Raw genomic sequence first — 233 nt, forward strand, 5'->3', positions numbered from 1 at the left:
AGTTTTGGTGAGAGGATATATGGGGAGTATATGAGGAAGGGGAACTAGGAGGGCAAGTTCAGATTATGGGTTTTGAAAGTTATATTCATGGTAGATGGTTGGAGATGGGTGGTATTGGTGGTGTAGGGACGTGGGGAGAGTATAGAGGTAAAGGGTGGGTAGGGGGTGTGCTGAAGGATGGGTTGGAAGAAATGAAGCGTAAGAAAGAAAGTATATCGTTCTTGGATCGCTTC

At 45.5% G+C, this 233-nt stretch carries 1 protein-coding gene; it reads left to right on the forward strand.

The genetic code is table 11. The features are described from left to right. Positions 1-17: 17 nt before the first annotated feature. Positions 18-233: GNAT family N-acetyltransferase (locus FS628_RS30995; protein ID WP_260871261.1), on the forward strand; the 216-nt coding region annotated here is incomplete at its 3' end.

The sequence above is a fragment of the Paenibacillus xylanexedens genome (genome assembly GCF_007676705.1).
Lineage (GTDB): Bacteria > Bacillota > Bacilli > Paenibacillales > Paenibacillaceae > Paenibacillus > Paenibacillus xylanexedens_C.